The organism is Bradyrhizobium sp. USDA 4454, from assembly GCF_054822705.1.
In genome coordinates this window covers 1,299,288-1,314,612 of the sequence record NZ_JBTRCN010000001.1, presented here as the reverse complement: position 1 = coordinate 1,314,612, position 15,325 = coordinate 1,299,288, and the positions used below count along the sequence as shown (strand labels likewise).

Sequence of the window (15,325 nt, the reverse complement as noted above, 5' to 3'; positions counted from 1 at the left end):
CGCGCCCCAGGCGCGCCGGCAAATTGCGGAGAGATCGCGATCAGCGTTGGCGTCCGTGCATCACCAGAGCACCGGGAATTCCTCGAAGCCGCCAGTAATGATCTCCTTGCGCAACTTCAGTTCTTCAGGCGCCACGGCCAGACGCAGCGCGGGAAAGCGCTGGAAGATCGAACCAAACACCGCCTTGAGTTCCAGCCTGGCCAGCGCCCCGCCGATGCAAGAGTGCGGCCCGTAGGAGAACGCCAGGTGCGGCTCTTCCTGGCGTTCGATATCGAAGATTTCCGGGTCATCGAAATGGCCCGAATCGAACGACGTCGCCGGCAGGCCGACCAACACTTTGCTCTCCGCGGGAATATCCACGCCCGCGATGGTCACGTCGGTCCTCGGATAGCGCATGATGCCGTCCCAGCCCGCGCCCGGCGGGTACATGCGCAGGATTTCCTCCACCGCCTTGTCCACCAGGGACGGATCGCCGACCAGGCGTTCGCGCTGTTGCGGATGGCGGAACATGGCCAGCAGGCCGAATTCGATCTGCGCGACGGTGCTCTCGTGCCCCGCCACCAGCATGCCCGCCGCAAGGCCGACCGCCTCTTCCTCGGTCGCCTTGCCCTGGTCGACCGCCGCGAGCAGATCCGTCAGCAGGTTGTCACCCGCAGTCTGGTGCTTGTCGCGCATCTTGCCGCGCATGTAGGCGCGCAGCTCTTCCCAGGCCCGGCGCGACGCACTGCGCGGGCCGCTTTCATGCTGGTGCGTCATCACCTCGTCGGACAGCCGGGCGAAAAAGGCGTGATCCTCATAGGGCACGCCCATCAGCGCGCTGATGACCATGGCCGGAAGCGGAAAGGAGAGGTGGCGCCTCAGGTCGGCGGGCTGAGGCTGGGCCGCTAGTTTCTCAAACAACTGCGCGGCGATCGCTTCGACCTGCTGCGCGAGCAGCTTCACCCGGCGGTTGCTGAAGGCCGGTGCCACGATCGTGCGTAACCGGGCATGCTCGCCCCCCTCGTGCGACACCAGCCAGCCCGGCGAACCGAGAATCACCGAATCCGGGGTGAATGCCGCCGGCGGCATTCCCGCGGGCCGGAATGCCGCGTCGGACAGCACCGCCTTGGCCTCGTCATAGCCTGTCACCCACCAGCCTTCGTGTCCGGACGGGAAGCGTACGCGGTGGATCGGACCGTTCGCGCGTAGCGCCAACATCTCCGGCGAAGGCTCGATGTGATCGACGCGCCACATCGGCAGCGTCGGCAAGGATTGTTCGGACATGGTGGCACATCACTCTCTAAGCGATGAACGGGCGGAAGGTGACCGATAGGAGCCGCAGGCAGCGAAGACGGTAGGTAGACGATAGCCTCCGCGACGTTGGTCCGCACCAGATCCCCCATCCGCACGAGTGGCGCGAAGAAGGCTCATCGCAATTCCAGTCGTCCCAGCGCACGCTCAGGCAGAAGGGAGCCCTAGCCGAACGGCAGGTGCGGGTTGCTCCGACGCATGACATCGAACCTGTCGGCATCGCCAAGATGGGCTGACCGTAAGGATTGGTGAAGGAGGCTCGAGGTACCCGCCATCAACTTGCCCGCCAATATAGCCTGCGGTGCAGTCGCACTTTTCCGGTGGCGGTTTCGCTGGCTCCCAAAAGAAGAACTCTAGATCGCATCCAACCCTTCCCTGCATTTCTCGGTCCACTACCGAGCGCCAAGTCATGCCACAGCAAACCGTCGGAATGGACCAAACGCGAGCGGCGACGCGCGCCGTGTCCGTCCCGAAGATCATCGCACCGCGATCGGTGATGATGCCGTGAACAGAGCAAATCGCGTGCCGAGGTGAGTTCGCAGGCTCAGCAGGCACTTCGTAGCGCGCGTATGTCAGGTTTCTGGCATTGAGTCTCAATGCCGACAATGGCGCAGCAAGTGCCAGACAAAGGCCCGCTCTCGCGCTGAATGTGCGGGGCGGCCTTGCAGGGATTTCAAACAACCGGATTGGTTGTGGAATGTGGTTCGCAGGAAACCACTTCGATGTCGACGGTAGTTATCCCGAAAATGAAACCCGCCTCTCCGACATCTCGCTGAGTTGGATGGCGCATGCGGCCGAGACCTTTCCCGACCGCAAGGGACGCGGCGGATTCGGCATCAAGGTACACGATAGATTTCTGAAGCTGAATGCGGATCGCTTGGTCCCTGGCACGACAAGCGCGAACTCGGTCACTTTTGACTGCAAGTCAGGGGCCGTCCCCCCCCCAACACGAGAGCGCGGTGCGGCTCTGCCTGCACGCGCAAAGACCTAAGCGAACGTGATGCAGGCCATCCTACAAGAACCGCCCGGCATCTTTCACAGGGATCTCAGAAACGGGGAAACCTTGTCCTCTGCTTACTGGGAATCCAGCCTTGTGCGAGGAGCCGGAACAGATGGCGGACCACAGGATTCGTCGTATTCGGAGCCTACTTCAATGCTGATGACTACTGAACGAAGGCCGACAATACGGACGCTGCGCGGATGGGAGATCCACGTGCTCCGGGAAGCGGGCCCATCCGCGAGTGCGAGGAGCACGCTTGGATGCAGGACCGCGCCAGTCCGCATGCACGAGAGCGGGCCTTCAATATCGCCCGTCGAAACCCGCCAATAGGCGTCTCTGGACTCGATTGGAGACACCTGTCCAGAATGCCCCCAACGAGGATGACCGGCACTTAGCATCTACGCCAATTCGTCTCTGACTCAGCGGCCTACTGTTTCTCCATCCGCTTGCGCGCGTCGCCGACCTTTTTGACGGCCTTCTTGACCGCCGGCGCCGACTTTCCGGTCTTCTTCGCCTCGTACTGCACTTCGTAGTCCTGCCCGCCTGCCACCCGCGGCCGGTCCTGCTTCGTCCGCGCGCCGTGTTGCTCTTCTTCGCTGCAGCCATCGGTGCCTCCTGTTGTGACATTGAAAGCACCGCGACAGGGATTCGCAGGTTCTGGAACGATTCGAACTGTGCCAATTTGAATCGGCTGCAACGTTGAGTTCTTCCTGTGCCTTTTCAGCGTAAAGCCAACAGCTACCGGCGGCCGACGGCACGACCGACTTCTCGGTCCTGCAGAACGAGCTCAAGGGCAAATCGAAGAGCATCATCCTCGTAGCGTTCGATCTGCTCTATCTGAAGAGCCCATGCGACATCCGACTCCCGCTCTTTCAGCGCAAAGCCGAACTTAAGAAGATCCAATAGCGGTACCCGGCAACGGGCAGTGATAGCCACGCCGGCATACGCCATGACGGCGGGCCCCTTTCCAGAGTGCCCCCGCGGAGGAGCTTCATGAGTCCTTGCGCGAGGGATGAACCCGCATAGCCGAGACGCTGCGCGGCTCGGTTCAGGAGAGCCCGTTGCGGCATCGGCCGCACGCGCCAAGCGGAAGAAGTGACCCGGGCTTGAATCTGAGGCTCTAGATTTCCTCACGCGCATGCGTCTGCGCGTCATAGATCCTGACCCGAAGCTTGGGAAAGCGTCTCTTCAGTTCTTCTCCGCCGGCCCTGGCGCCCTCTTTCGTTGCAAACTCAGCTTTTAACAGGCCATCGACTTCGATCGCGAAGCCTGAAGTCGGCATCTTGCGGGCGGCAGCAACCATCTTGTTTCGTCTCATATTGGATTTGCGCACGAACTGCTTAGCCTGAGTCGGCGAGAAGCCGCCAGTCACAACGGCCATTGTTGACGACCAAGTAGCGCCTGTCTGCAATTCGCATGCTGATCTGGATGCTTTTCGGTCTACCCCTCCCCCAACCTACGCCGCCTGGATTCTAGCGAGGAAGTCGTCCAGCTCGCGCTTCAGCCGAGTACCTTCCTCAGAAAGCAGTTCGGCAGACCTTAGCACTCCCGCCGAAGCCTCCCCGGTCAGCTTTGCGCCCTTAGTGACCTCACCGGCGCTTGTCGCCACCTGCGTCGTCCTGGCTGCGGCTTCCTGCACGTTGAGTGCGATGCTTTGGCTGGTCGTCTCCTGCTTTCCGATGGCCTCCACCACGTTCCCCGCAATCTCCGAGATGCGTCCGATGAGGCCGCCAATTTCGGCAATAGTCCCGACCGAATCACGTGTCGCAGCCTGTATTCCGCCGATGTGTTCGCTGATCTCAGCGGTGGCATGGGCGGTCTGCGTCGCGAGAGATTTCACTTCCTGCGCAACGATCGCGAATCCCTTGCCGAAGCCTCCGGCGCGTGCAGCCTCGATGGTGGCGTTCAGCGCGAGCAGATTTGTCTGCCGTGCGATCGCGGCGATCAGCTGAACGACGCCGCCTATCCGCTCCGCCGCGACCGCCAGACCGGATATTCGCTGGTCGCTCAGTTGCGCCATACGAACCGCTTCGTGCGACATACTGGCCACCTGGTCGACCTGCCGGCCGATGGTGGCGATGGTTCCTGCCATTTCGCCGGTAGCGTCAGCGAGGTGCTGAACGTTGGCGGAAGTCTCTCCCGATGAAGATGCGACCTCGACGGAGAGTTGCTTGCCGCGATCGGCCGCGCCGGTAAGGCTGCGCGCGGACGCTTCGAGCTCTGATGATGCGGATGAGACGGCGCCGATAATCTGACCCACCGCGCTTTCGAACTCACCGGCGAGCCGCGCGATATCGGCCTTACGCCGTTCGGCAGCGACACGATCCAGCTCGGCGCTCGCATCGACCTCGGCCCGCGCCTTCTGGCGGGCTTTCAGCTTGAACATTTCGACCGCTTCGGCCATCTCGCCGAGCTCGTCCTTTCGGCCGAGTCCTGGCAAAACGACGTCGAACCGCCCCTCGCCGAGCTGGCGCATGGCCGCTGTCATCGAAGCCACTGTTTTGGCGATGCGCTGGCCGAACAACACTGCGGTGAGCCCTACAAGAACCGTTGAAAGTCCAATTACCCAGATGAGGGTCTGCCGGATCTCTTCAGCATGGACTTCAGCAACCTGCGAACGGGCCCCGGCCGCGTCCATGATCTTCACGAGCGCCGGACGGACACGGTCGTAGATATGTCCGAGATCCTCCACCTGGTCATTCAGCGCTTGCTGTGTAACCATGAACGCAACGAAACCCGATTTGTATGCGTGGACCAGGTCGAGGATCTGGGATTTCGCCTCCTCTGGCAGGTTGGCTTGAGCAAGCGCGGTCTCGAATACCGCCTCCTGATCGACCAGTTGATCGCCATATTTATCCTCGCCGCGCAAGATGAAATCCTTCTCGTGCCGGCGCATCAGTAACATCAAGGTGGTGAGGCGTGGCTGGTTTAGCTCTTTCAGCCGCTGCTCGACGTCGTGAACGGCACCGCGCAGCTTGCCCTGAAACCCCTCATTTTCATTGAAGCCGAGATTGCGTTGGGCGGAGACAACATTATGAAAGCGCGTTGCGTAGAGACCGATCACGGAGCGCAGGGACGTGACCTGCTTGAGCGGATCGTTATCGGGCAACGTCGCTGCAAACGTTTCAACGTAATCGATGTCAGAAAGCTGCCGTTCGTAATTCTCGGCATGGTTCTTGATCAAGATATCACTTGGTTTGCGGAGGAAGTCGTTTGCGATTTGTCGCGACTCCAGGAAGCTCTGTGACAGGGATGCGACATGATCCTTGAATTTGTTGTTGTCGTTTGATTCGCTCTGAACAAGACGCGCGTAAGTCAGGGCGCCGGCGCAGATCACGCCGGTAACAAGGACCCCGGACATCCCGAGCAGCGCCATTTGGCTGCGCAACCCGATGCGAAAACGCCTCGATGACCCGCCGTTCCTCGTCGCAACTTCTCTCATGTTACCCCTTGAAAGAGTTCGTGCCCCGCGGTCGTGTCGGTGAACACGGCGCCGACGGGCGTTGGTCGGTATTGGCTAGACGGAAGTTGTTGACCTGGTCCGTTCGGCCGATGTTGACCGGCTCCATAGGTCAGATTGATTTCAAAAATCTGAAGTCGCACTATGCGTTCTGATCGACATGAACTACGAGCACTCTCCGGCAACGGCAACATCATGCCCGCGATAGGCCGATCATCGGCCACCTTTGCAGAAAAGATGCGAGCGTGACGCGAAGTTCGCCGATAAGCGGCACAACACACCGACAAGCGTTCCGATTCGGACGCGAACTATTCTGATAACAATGAAAAAGATCGCCAGCTGGCTCGATGCCTCCGCAGCCAATCACCGCGGAAAATCACTTTCCGCAAGTACCGACGCGCGTCATTGGCATCCCGGTAACAATGCACTCTATTCATTGCTCGGAGACTTCCGTGACGCACTGCACTTCCCGAGACACAAATTGTACTGAACGGACGAAGGTGGGGAGTACTTCGCCGCCCCGTTGCGAGCAACTCCGCGGACGCCTAGGATAGACGGATATTCTGGCTCATTTGGAAGACGCGCTTGCATAGTCCCCGGGACAGCCAAAGCGAAAAATCAATTCGCGCTGCATGGAAGAGAGAAGCGCGATACCTGTCCCGGCAGCGGGCGTCGATCACGACGGCGAGTAGCGATCGCCCCATAGCTGCCCTGGTCGGTTTCGATGCGCCATTTCGCGACGCTCCCGGAAGTGTGGGGATTCCCAGCTGGACGCTTACGAAAAGGCCGACTGTAGCGAGGCAGGAGATCTTCATCGGCTCCAATTGCAAGGGGCGAATCTTGTGGCCGCTCTGCGATGAGGCCGCCAATCAAGCTGCAGTCACGATCGACGGTCTCGTTCGTGAGATCGATATTTTGCCGTCGATCCCGGCACAGACGAACGCGGCGATCGATCGTCTCGACCGCCCAGAGCGCGGCCCATCCGATGATCGACCCGCAACAGAGGCGTTCGGAACGCTGCGCAATCAGGCGTGTCGGCGTCGTCGTTCGCACGCGACGACGTCGCCTGGGTGGAGCTAAACGCGCGATGCTGCAGATCAATAGTGGAAAGCTCTACACCCGCGGTGTGGGTCGAACGAACCATCTGCGCGGTGTTCTCTATTCCAACCTCGAGCTTTGCTATGGCTACGATGTCGCAACTGCCGCCGGCGTCCTGCGCACAACCGATGGAATGCGCGGCAATCGTGCTGTCGTCTACGAAATAGAGGAAAGGATCGAGGCGGCCGAGACCGGTCCTGGCGTGCTGATCTCCCATACCATCGCACCGTTTCTCGCCGATTTTTCAGCACTGGCATCGTTTGGGCTGCGGGCAATCGTTTCCGCGGATCCGGCTGTCGTTGATCGACTGACGTCGAGTGGGCCCGGCCTTGCTTCTTATGATCCTCCAAGAAAGTTTGTGCTGCGGTATTTCGACGAGCGCATTGCATTGCAGGAGCGGGAAATTGTCGCCTTCGTCGAGCTGGTCGATCAGTTGATCGCGCTCGATCGAAAGACATTCCTGGCGGCGATGGGTGCAATCCGTACCTTTGTGACAGCATTACACCGGATGCGAGACGATCTCGCATTAGCCTATACGCTTTTCGTTTCAGCATTGGAGTCGCTTGCACAGGATTTCGATGGCTATTGCACCACCTGGCATGACGTCGACGAACGCAAACGCAAGCCCGTCGACGCTGCCCTGGCGCACGCGACAAAGCGAACCGGCGAAGCCGTCCGGCAGGCGATCCTTTCAGCCGAGCATGCCTCGCTCGGCACGCGCTACCGTGCATTCGTTCTGCGTCACATCGATCGCGACTATTTCCGCGCGCCTGACCTGAACCTCGGCGGCGCTATCGGTCGGCACGAGCTCGATGGAGCGCTCCGGCAGGCATATGCCTTGCGTTCGCGCTATGTCCACAACGTTCGCAAACTGCCCGACGCAATCACGCTTGTCCATGCCGGTCGGGAAGTCACCGAGGTCGATCGCCGGGCCGCATTGAGTTTTGACGGACTGATACGCCTGACGCACCACGTGATCAGGGCCTTTATCAGCTCTGGCACCAAAATAGAGCACGAACCACACGACTATACGCGCGAGCAGGCTGGAGTGGTGACCGTGTCGCTGGCGCCGCAGATGTGGGTGGCAGCGCCGCTACGCCGTGCGGAACACGGACGCCAACGTCTGGAGGGGCACCTCGAGGAGATCGTCCCGGTGCTGGCAAACACGCCGAACTCGATGATCACGGATCTGCGGCCGATTTTCGTCGATATTGAGCGCTTGGTCCGATCGGGCAGGAAATCACATCGTACGACATTGCTCACGCTTTACGCATTGTTCGCGGCTTTCCTTACAAAGAACGATCGATCCCCGACTCTCGATGCACTCCTGGAAAGGCACTCCTCGGAGATCGGCCGCCCGTCCAGCGATGCGCTGGTCGCCGGGACGATCTTCGGCAGTCTCGACGCGTGGTCGATCGACGTTCACCGCGAAACGCTCGATCGCTATTTTTCCGAGCGGTCCACGCCTTCCGGTCTGCAGGCGCCGAAGCTCCTCGAGGGAGCGATGTGCCTCGCACTCGCCGAACGTTACAGGCAGGCGCGCCACCTCAACGAAGCACGGGAGACCATCGCCAGGGCAGTCGAGACCTATCCTGCCCATCCCGCAATCCGGGACCTGGAAGACAAGTTCTCACCTCGCAAGCGCCTGGACTGGCAGGGAGCACTGCTTCCCCGACCTGCCAAGCCACGAAAGCGCGGTCGACCTCCTGGCGCCGGTTGAGTCGATACGGTCTTGAGCTCAGCACGACGGTTCAACAATGGTAGCTCGGTTCGCAGGGTTGCGAAAATCATTTTCCATGTGGCTGCACTGTACGCTTCGTACGAAGCCGACGCGGCACAGATGCAATCGACTGATCGAGGCCAACCTCATGGAACCGGCAACTCAAAGAAGCGGCTAATTTTTCAAGCACGCGGACCGCGATCCTTTGGGTCTATTGAACTTTGGCCCGGGATAACAAGCGTATTCATCTACTGCGCGATCAGGGGTCTCGAATTGTGCAGTCTGACGCTCGCCAACGAGCTCTAGCCTTGGGCTGCTACCGGGTTTTGCTGGTGGCGAGTGCCGGCGCGGCGCTGCCCGGAAACTTGGACCTCGTTCAAGTGGCTCGGCAGCCTCGTCAGACGTCAGGCCGGCACGATTGTCTGAAACACCTTCTGAACTCTATCTTTTTCTTCGCTACGGCATCCAATTACACGACGAGCTCATAGCGGCCATTCCGCTTGGGCACCACCCAAGCATGATGCTCTGGATGATCACCGATGCCGATATTTTGTGGAGTGGCGCCAGCGCAGGTGCGTGCACCTCGTTTAATTGCTCGATCACCTAGAGGTTCGATCGTGCGTGAAGCGCCTCGCAAATTGTCCTTGCAGACGAATCCAGACAAGGCAATCTTACGGCTTGCGCGCGTACTTGCTCGTCTGGCCGCGAGGGAAGATCATGAAAGAGAGCTCGCCAATCGAAGAGACGACAAGGAAGAGAGCGACGATCTATGCTCGATTCTCAACCGATCTTCAGAATGAGCGTTCGATTGAAGACCAGCTTTCGCTTTGTCAAAGCTATGCCGAGCGGGAAGGCTTAACCGTTATTAGCACCTATGAGGATCGGGCCCGCTCGGGTGGCTCCGTCATGGGACGCGAAGGCCTTCTGCGGATGTTGGACCAAGCGCGGGAGAGATCCTTTGACGTACTAATCGTCGAAGCGCTCGATCGTCTTTCCCGCGACATGGAAGATCTCGCAGGCATCTATAAGCGGCTGTCTTTTCTCGGAATCGAGATCCGGGCGGTTCACGAAGGTGCCGTCAATACCGTACTGGTCGGCCTTCGCGGCTTGGTCGGACAACTCTATCGTGAAGACAACGCTCACAAGGTGCGCCGTGGCCAAGCAGGGCGGGTCAAGCAAGGTTTGGCTGGAGGTGGCCTGACATACGGATATGCCGCGGTCGCCGGAAAAAGCGGCGAACGGGTCGTCGTTGAGTCCGAGGCACAAGTGATCCGGCGTATCTTTCAGGAATATGCGGACGGTCGAACGCCTCGCGAGATCGCGCACGATCTCAACAAAGAAAGGATATCACCTCCGCGAGGGCGCGCATGGAATGCTTCAACTATTAATGGCAACTTTGAGCGTGGCGCCGGAATCCTGCAGAACCAGCTTTATGTGGGGCGCCTCGTCTGGAACAAGGTCAGGATGGTGAAAGATCCCGACTCGGGAAACCGCCTGTCACGACCGAATCCGAGGAGTGACTGGCAGGTTGCTGAAGTGCCGCATCTTGCAATTGTCAGTCCAGAGTTATTCACAGCTGCTCAGCAACGCAAAGGGGAGCGCAGCCACGGCCACCCCAGCCATCAACGTCGGCCCCGTCGGATGCTATCTGGCTTACTCCGCTGCGGCTCATGCGGCTCAGGCATGGCAACCAATGGGCGGGACAAATCGGGGCGCGTTCGCATTCGCTGCTCGGCGGCGACGGAGAGCGGCACCTGTCCTGACGCCAAGACTTTTTATTTAGACACCGTCGAGAGCGCAGTCCTTAGCGGCCTAAAAGCCGAATTGCGCGCGCCCAAGGTTATATCGGAGTACGTACGCATTTATCTAGAGGAGCGGAAACGCCTCGCAGCTGCATCAAGTGCAAAACGGCAGCGCCTCGAGCAGCAGCTTGGGCAATTAAACCGGGAAATCGAACGGCTGGTGGATGCGATCGCGAAAGGACATGGCGATCCATCCGTTCTCGGACCGCGATCGACTGCCTTAGATGCCGAACGACAGCGGATATCTGAGGAGTTGCAGAGCGAGCCACCTGCCCTGAAGGAAGTTGCGCTGCATCCGGCCATCCTCAAACGATATGAGGAACAACTCGGTCGACTTGAGGAAGCACTGGGAAAAGGTGTCAGTGCGGGCGACGGAGAGGCTGCAGAAGCCATCAGAGACCTGGTCGAGACGGTCACTGTGTTCCGCGATCCGGGGCGCCCAGGTGGTGTAGCCGTGGAAATAGCTGGCCGGCTAAATGCCCTGCTCGGGGAAAAGGCCTATCCAAACCACGTCAAAGGGGTGTGGGGAAAGATGGTAGCGGGGGAGGGACTCGAACCCCCGACCCCAGGATTATGATTCCCGTGCTCTAACCAGCTGAGCTACCCCGCCATGGGCTCGCGAATGGCGGCGCGGAGCCGCGCCTTGCGAACGCGCCGGCATATAAAGAGTGGCGCGCGCGCCTGTCAAGCAAACCCGGACGAGGCAGCAACTTATTGCAGACAGAAGCTATTTTGGCCTGACCGATGGGTCGCCGCCGGGGCTGCCGGGCGGTGGAATCACCGGCGTGTTGCCACCCTGCGGGGTCGGCGCACGCATTTCCGGATCGACGCCGGCCGGCGGGCACAGCACCCCGTCCGATTTGGCGAGCTTGTCGCCCAGCGGCTCCTTGGCTTGCCCGGTGGTGGTTCCCTCCGGAACCGGCACGCCAGGATGCGAGGGCTGCGGCGCGCAATTGGCAGCGGCGCGCGCCAACGCCGGCGGCGCGGTCTGTGCCGGCGGTGTCGCGGGCGTCGGCGGCGCCTGCGCCACGGCAACAACCGGTGCCAGCATCAGCACGCAGGACAAAGCCAGTGTTCGGTTGATCTTCATGACAAGAAAACGGCGACGGCGCGCCGATGTTCCCGGTCGAGTCGCAGCAAGCATCACGATTTGCGGAAACGAATCAGCGAGAAATGCCCCATCGGCGGCATCGGCCGGCGTTCCGCGAGGCTGACGCCGCCATGCTTGGCGGCCCAATCGGTCAGCCGCTCCCACGGAAATTCCGGACGCCAGCCGAGCCGCCGCGCCAGCGGCGCGAAGGCGAGCTCGAAGATGCGGCGCGGGCCGCTCTCGGCGCCGATGTGATTGACCAGGATCAACTCGCCGCCCGGCTTCAGCACGCGGATGAAATCGTCGAGCGTCGCTTCGGGATCCGGCACCGCGGTGATGACATATTGCGCGACCACCGCGTCGAAGAACGAATCCGGGAATGCGAGGTTCTTGGCGTCCATCACCGCCAGCGTTTCGACATTACTGAGGCCCAGCGCGCGCACGCGCTTGAGCGCCCGCCGCAACATCGGCTCGGAAATATCGACGCCGTAGAGTTTCGTGTTGCGCGAGTAATCGGACAGCGACAAACCAGTGCCGACGCCGACATCGAGCACACGTCCGCCGATCCGGTCGGCTTCCGCGATCGTCGACTGACGGCCCTGATCGAACACCTTGCCGAACACGAGATCGTAGATCGGTGCCCAGCGGCCATACGCTTTTTCGACCCCCTCGCGGTCGATGTCCCCCGCCATCCCCTGCCCCGAAACTGTCTGTTCTAGCCCCGAACCGCTTCCACGAGCGGCGTCATCGCATCCTGCGTCACAGCCCGCGCCAAGCGGCTCGCGCTCGCACTCCTGATGAAGCCGCCGCCGAGCACGCGCGCCTGCCCGGATGGCGCATCGTAGAACACGCAAGCCTGGCCGGGCGACACGCCCTCCTCGCCGGCGACGAGCTCGACCTCATAACCACTGTCGACGGCGCGCAACCACGCCGGCTGCGGCGCGCGCGTCGAGCGCACGCGGACATAGATCTCGATGCCCTCGCCGGTCACGCGATCCAGCGCGCCGTCGCCGATCCAGTTGACGTCGCGCAGCGCGATGCGATCCATCCGCAGCGCCTCGCGCGGTCCGACCACGACGCGGCGCGTCGCCGCGTCGAGCTTGACCACATAGAGCGGGTGGCCGGATGCGATGCCGAGGCCCTTGCGCTGGCCGACGGTGAAATGAACGATGCCCTGGTGCTGGCCGACGACATTGCCGGCGAGATCGACGATGTCGCCCGGCGCGATCGCATTCGGCTTCAGCCGTCCGATGATGTCGGTGTAGCGGCCGGTCGGCACGAAGCAGATGTCCTGGCTGTCCTGCTTGTCGGCGACCTCGAGCTCGAAGCGCCGCGCCAGCTCGCGGGTCTGCGGCTTGGTCATGTCGCCGAGCGGGAAGCGCAGGAAGTCGAGCTGCTCGCGCGTGGTGGCGAACAGGAAATAGCTCTGGTCGCGATCGGCATCCGCCGCGCAGACCAGTGAGCGCGATCCGTCGGCCAGCCGGCGCGAGGCGACATAGTGGCCGGTGGCGAGCGCCTGGGCGCCGAGCTCGCGCGCGGTCGCCAGCAGATCGCGAAACTTGACCGAGCGGTTGCACTCGATGCACGGCACCGGCGTCTCGCCGAGCGCGTAGCTGTCGGCGAAATTGTCGATCACCGACTGCTTGAAGCGGCTTTCATAGTCGAGCACGTAATGCGGGATGCCGATCCGCTCGGCCACATTGCGCGCATCATGGATGTCGCGGCCGGCGCAGCAGGCGCCCTTGCGATGGGTCGCAGCGCCGTGGTCGTAGAGCTGCAGCGTGATCCCGACCACGTCATAGCCCTGCGACTTCAACAGCGCAGCCGTCACCGACGAGTCGACGCCGCCGGACATCGCGACGACGATCCGTGTGTCTTCAGGGCGGCCTTCAAGATCCAGACTGTTGAGCATCTCTAAGCGGTCATTGGTCACTGTCGCGGCGAGGTTATCCGCTCCGCGACGAAATTGGAAAAAGCCTTTGTCCAGAGAGCCTTGGAACGCGTCCAAGACCGGGTCGGTCGGTTCGGGACGCGCCGGGGGCCACTCTTAATATAGGCCGTATTCCGGTGAGGCAATCCGGCGAAAACCGTAGCTTGCGGCGTGTGGACGGCAAATCTTGCCGCCGGGCAAAAACGAGACCCGTCGGGAACCCGTTTCAAGTCACGGTGACGCTCGTAACTAACTGAAATAGCTCATTGTTTATTGCACCCGAGGGTTGGCCCGCTCCTTGCTGACATAACGCCGGAAGTCTCATTTGCGAGGGTTGGCAGTGGTCAGCGTGACGTCGGAAGCATTGGCAAGCCGGTCTTTTCAGGCCACGACGCGGTCGGCGCGGCCCGATCCCGCCCCGCAGGCGGGGAACGACGGCTTTGCCGCGCTGGTCGACAGCAGCACAGCGTCCGCGAGCGACAGCAGCCGCTACGACTCGCCGCCGGCGCCGGCGCCGGCGCGCCGTTCCGACGATTCGTCCTCGGCGACCGACACCGGCTCCCGCGACGCCAGCACGGCCCCCGACGGGACGTCACGCGACGACAAGACCGTCGCCGATGACAGCGACACCGGCACGCCGCGCAAGACCAAGTCGAAATCGAAATCGGACGACTCGAACTCGAGCACCGATGCGCCATCTCCTGGCGACAAGTCCACCACGACACAAGCGACCCCGACGCAGGACCCAGCCGGTGCGGCAACGGCCGCCACCTTGATTGCTCCGGTCGCCGCGGCGGCGACTGCCCCTGCAACAACGCCCACCACGCCATCGGACCAGCCCACCGCACCGCTTGCGATTGCAGCGGCGGCCATCGCAGCAAGCTCCGCGATCGCCGGCACCGGTGCCGTGACCGGCACCGGCGTGCCGGCCGGCGCAGACACCGCAACCGCGGCGACCACCACAGCGAATGCCGACAAGGTCACCAAGGCGGCCGGCGTCAAGACCGAGGCGCAGCTGGTCACTCCCGATGCGGCAACGGTTTCCGGCGCAGCAACCGCGACTGGCGATGCGACACTCGCCGCCGCCGTTGCCGCCGGAACGCCGGCCGCGAAAACACCGACACAGGCCAAGGCGCAGATCGCCGCCAACGACGCAACCTCCGCAGCGCCCGCCGACCCGGATGGCCCGGCCCCGAGCAGCATCACCACCGCGCCGACCGACCCGACGACAATCGTCCCCGCGGTCGCGCAGCCGGCTGCGGTCTCCGGCAGGGCCAAGGCCGCCGCGGACGGTGCCGCCGATGCCATCAAGGCCGATACGAGCGGCAGCGACGGCGCCACGCCGACGCCTGCGGTCGGCGGCCACACGGCGGCGCAGGCCCAGGTCACGACAGCAGATCCGAGCGCGCCGGCCGCAAATACGTTCCAGGCGCAACTGGCGAGCAGCCAGACGACACCGTCTGCGACCGCGCCCTTGACCGTGACCAGCGCCGCGCAAAACGCCGCCGTGCCGCTCGCCGGGCTGGCGATGCAGATCGCCGCCTCCGCCAAGAGCGGCAAGAGCCGCTTCGAGATCCGGCTCGACCCCGCCGAGCTCGGCCGCATCGATGTCCGCATCGATGTCGATCGCAACGGCCAGGTTACCTCGCATCTCACCGTCGAACGCCCGGAGACGCTGTCGATGCTGCGCCAGGACGCCAACCAGCTGCAACGCGCGCTCGACAATGCCGGCCTGTCGACCGGCAACGGCGGATTGCAGTTCAGCCTGCGCGATCAGTCGCAGGCGGGCCAGCACAACAATGGTCAGTCGAATCCGAACGCCCACCATTTGATCGTCGCCGAGGAGGACAGCGTTCCTGCCGCGGCGGCTGGCCGCTCCTACGGCCGCGCAACCGGCGCCCTCGGCGGCGTCGATATCAGAGTGTAAGGAGTTCA

General features: G+C 62.2%; 9 protein-coding genes, 1 tRNA gene and 4 pseudogenes. 6 read left to right on the top strand and 8 right to left on the bottom strand.

Going from position 1 to position 15,325, the window contains the following annotated elements; all coding sequences use genetic code 11:
• Nucleotides 1–60: 60 nt before the first annotated feature.
• Nucleotides 61–1,263, bottom strand: coding sequence for a cytochrome P450 (locus ACVIW0_RS06170; RefSeq protein WP_461351527.1), 1,203 nt, complete (start codon nucleotides 1,261–1,263; stop codon nucleotides 61–63).
• Nucleotides 1,264–1,987: 724 nt separating this feature from the next.
• On the opposite strand from ACVIW0_RS06170, the pseudogene ACVIW0_RS06165 reads away from it, so the two are divergent.
• A pseudogene (locus ACVIW0_RS06165) lies at nucleotides 1,988–2,098 on the top strand (phospholipase effector Tle1 domain-containing protein); the annotation flags it as partial.
• Nucleotides 2,099–2,443: 345 nt separating this feature from the next.
• Nucleotides 2,444–2,674 (top strand): annotated as a pseudogene (locus ACVIW0_RS06160) (hypothetical protein).
• A gap of 43 nt (nucleotides 2,675–2,717) precedes the next feature.
• Here the strand turns inward: ACVIW0_RS06160 and ACVIW0_RS06155 are convergent.
• Nucleotides 2,718–2,896 (bottom strand): annotated as a pseudogene (locus ACVIW0_RS06155) (DUF3606 domain-containing protein).
• Nucleotides 2,897–3,028: 132 nt separating this feature from the next.
• Between ACVIW0_RS06155 and ACVIW0_RS06150 the strand changes: the two are divergent.
• Nucleotides 3,029–3,190 (top strand): annotated as a pseudogene (locus tag ACVIW0_RS06150) (DNA ligase); the annotation flags it as partial.
• 220 nt (nucleotides 3,191–3,410) lie between these two features.
• Here the strand turns inward: ACVIW0_RS06150 and ACVIW0_RS06145 are convergent.
• Both ACVIW0_RS06145 and ACVIW0_RS06140 read right to left on the bottom strand, forming a co-directional pair.
• Nucleotides 3,411–3,671: a hypothetical protein gene (locus ACVIW0_RS06145; RefSeq protein ID WP_461351526.1), complete on the bottom strand. Its 261-nt coding sequence runs from the start codon at nucleotides 3,669–3,671 to the stop codon at nucleotides 3,411–3,413.
• 75 nt (nucleotides 3,672–3,746) lie between these two features.
• A complete protein-coding gene (locus ACVIW0_RS06140; RefSeq protein ID WP_461351525.1) occupies nucleotides 3,747–5,666 on the bottom strand; it encodes a methyl-accepting chemotaxis protein in 1,920 nt (639 codons plus the stop codon).
• Nucleotides 5,667–6,837: 1,171 nt separating this feature from the next.
• Between ACVIW0_RS06140 and ACVIW0_RS06135 the strand changes: the two genes are divergently transcribed.
• Both ACVIW0_RS06135 and ACVIW0_RS06130 read left to right on the top strand, forming a co-directional pair.
• Complete coding sequence (locus ACVIW0_RS06135) at nucleotides 6,838–8,568, top strand: hypothetical protein (protein ID WP_461351524.1); 1,731 nt, start codon at nucleotides 6,838–6,840, stop codon at nucleotides 8,566–8,568.
• Between the two features lie 717 nt (nucleotides 8,569–9,285).
• The gene (locus ACVIW0_RS06130) at nucleotides 9,286–10,947 is read left to right on the top strand and encodes a recombinase family protein (RefSeq protein ID WP_461357254.1); all 1,662 of its coding nucleotides are present in this window, start codon (nucleotides 9,286–9,288) and stop codon (nucleotides 10,945–10,947) included.
• Here the strand turns inward: ACVIW0_RS06130 and ACVIW0_RS06125 are convergent.
• From ACVIW0_RS06125 to mnmA, 4 genes are all read right to left on the bottom strand, one after another.
• Nucleotides 10,904–10,980: transfer RNA gene (locus tag ACVIW0_RS06125), tRNA-Met, on the bottom strand. The genes ACVIW0_RS06130 and ACVIW0_RS06125 overlap by 44 nt on opposite strands.
• 117 nt (nucleotides 10,981–11,097) lie before the next feature.
• On the bottom strand, nucleotides 11,098–11,460 hold the full coding sequence (locus ACVIW0_RS06120) for a hypothetical protein (protein WP_461351523.1): 363 nt from the start codon (nucleotides 11,458–11,460) through the stop codon (nucleotides 11,098–11,100).
• Between the two features lie 53 nt (nucleotides 11,461–11,513).
• Entirely contained in the window at nucleotides 11,514–12,152 is a 639-nt protein-coding gene (locus tag ACVIW0_RS06115) for a class I SAM-dependent methyltransferase (RefSeq protein ID WP_461351522.1), read from the bottom strand.
• 23 nt (nucleotides 12,153–12,175) lie between these two features.
• A complete protein-coding gene (mnmA, locus tag ACVIW0_RS06110; protein ID WP_461351521.1) occupies nucleotides 12,176–13,372 on the bottom strand; it encodes a tRNA 2-thiouridine(34) synthase MnmA in 1,197 nt (398 codons plus the stop codon).
• A gap of 343 nt (nucleotides 13,373–13,715) precedes the next feature.
• Between mnmA and ACVIW0_RS06105 the strand changes: the two genes are divergently transcribed.
• A complete protein-coding gene (locus ACVIW0_RS06105) occupies nucleotides 13,716–15,317 on the top strand; it encodes a flagellar hook-length control protein FliK (RefSeq protein WP_461351520.1) in 1,602 nt (533 codons plus the stop codon).
• Nucleotides 15,318–15,325: the final 8 nt, after the last annotated feature.

Bases quoted from the DNA above. Each gene is read 5' to 3' on its own strand.
- ACVIW0_RS06145 (WP_461351526.1), bottom strand. From the start codon at position 3,671: ATGGCCGTTGTGACTGGCGGCTTCTCGCCGACTCAGGCTAAGCAGTTC.
- ACVIW0_RS06170 (WP_461351527.1), bottom strand. From the start codon at position 1,263: ATGTCCGAACAATCCTTGCCGACGCTGCCGATGTGGCGCGTCGATCAC.
- ACVIW0_RS06120 (WP_461351523.1), bottom strand. From the start codon at position 11,460: ATGAAGATCAACCGAACACTGGCTTTGTCCTGCGTGCTGATGCTGGCA.
- ACVIW0_RS06140 (WP_461351525.1), bottom strand. From the start codon at position 5,666: ATGGCGCTGCTCGGGATGTCCGGGGTCCTTGTTACCGGCGTGATCTGC.
- ACVIW0_RS06130 (WP_461357254.1), top strand. From the start codon at position 9,286: ATGAAAGAGAGCTCGCCAATCGAAGAGACGACAAGGAAGAGAGCGACG.
- ACVIW0_RS06135 (WP_461351524.1), top strand. From the start codon at position 6,838: ATGCTGCAGATCAATAGTGGAAAGCTCTACACCCGCGGTGTGGGTCGA.
- ACVIW0_RS06115 (WP_461351522.1), bottom strand. From the start codon at position 12,152: ATGGCGGGGGACATCGACCGCGAGGGGGTCGAAAAAGCGTATGGCCGC.
- mnmA (WP_461351521.1), bottom strand. From the start codon at position 13,372: ATGCTCAACAGTCTGGATCTTGAAGGCCGCCCTGAAGACACACGGATC.